Genomic DNA, 1,310 nt, shown 5'->3' on the forward strand with positions numbered 1-1,310 from the left:
CTAGTACAGCAGTTAATACGACCATGGCTAATTGTGCTAATGTAAGTTCAACTCCGTACACTTGAGCGATAAATACAGTTGCCACACCTTGCATAATGGCAGTGCCATCCATATTAATCGTTGCACCTAGTGGTTGTACAAAAGAGCTTATCGCTTTTGGAACTCCAAGTTTTTCTTGTGCGGTTTTCATAGCAAATGGAAGRGAYGCATTAGAGCTAGATGTACTAAAYCCAATTGCCATTACCGGWCCGAAATGTTTAAAGAAACGAATAATACTTTCTTTKGCYARTACCTTTAATAAGCCGCCGTATACGAAGACACCGTGAATAATGAGTACCAACATAACGACAATCATATACTTGAACATCGCAGCGACGCCTGCAAGACCCATTTTACCAACGGACGAAGCGAGCAACCCGAATGTTCCGATTGGAGCTAATTTCATGACGAGATTAACAAGATACATCATTAATTCGTTGCCCTGTTCAAGTAATGAATGGATACCTTGAACTCGTTTTCCTAAAACAGCTAAACCGAGTCCGATTAATGCGGCAAAGGCAATGATTTGTAACATGTTACCATCAGCCATCGCTTTTGCTGGATTATCTGGCACAATATTCAGCAATGTATCAACGAAAGATGTTTCAGTTTTTGCACCTTCATACTTAAGCCCGTCTGTTTTAAAGTTACCGCCAGCTCCTGGTTTTATGATAAGTGCAAATGTAACTGCAATAGAGATAGCGACAGCTGTTGTTACGAGAAAGAATGAAATTGATTTTAAACCAATTCTTCCAAGTTGTTTCGGATCTCCAAGACCAGCAGCCCCAAGTACGATAGAAATGAACACAACAGGAACAACTAGCATTTTAATAAGTCGAATAAACAATTGACCAAGTGGATTGAACGCATATTGATTCAATGGCTCAAAAATAGATGGAGCAGCTAAATTTAAAGTGAGTCCGACAACTAGACCGAGAAATAATGCAATTAAGATTGCCTTTGTTTGTTTCAATAAAAACCCCTCCTTTGTTTTTGTAAAATTGCTTTCTAAATTAATTATACCGAAAAAATACCTATTTTGACAATATTTTCTGAATATTTAGTATGAAATGGTCTATTTCAATGTATATAGTCCAGTTTTGCTGAAATATGTGGAAAGAATACATTTATGTRTTTGGAAAAAAAATAGACCATCACATGATGGCCTAGGGAAGGGGACAATTTATATCAATTTAATTAGGGATGGAAGCTATTCAAAGACACTGGGGAATGTCTTATAAATTAGGGAGGAACAGCTTCGATACATATAC

General features: G+C 37.3%; 1 protein-coding gene. It reads right to left on the reverse strand.

All coding sequences use genetic code 11. The features are described 5' to 3' along the window. Nucleotides 1-1,012: dicarboxylate/amino acid:cation symporter (locus AC1DJR_RS30110; RefSeq protein ID WP_477004271.1), on the reverse strand; the 1,012-nt coding region annotated here is incomplete at its 3' end. Nucleotides 1,013-1,310 lie beyond the last annotated feature (298 nt).

The sequence above is a fragment of the Bacillus sp. 05T31 genome (genome assembly GCF_056396725.1).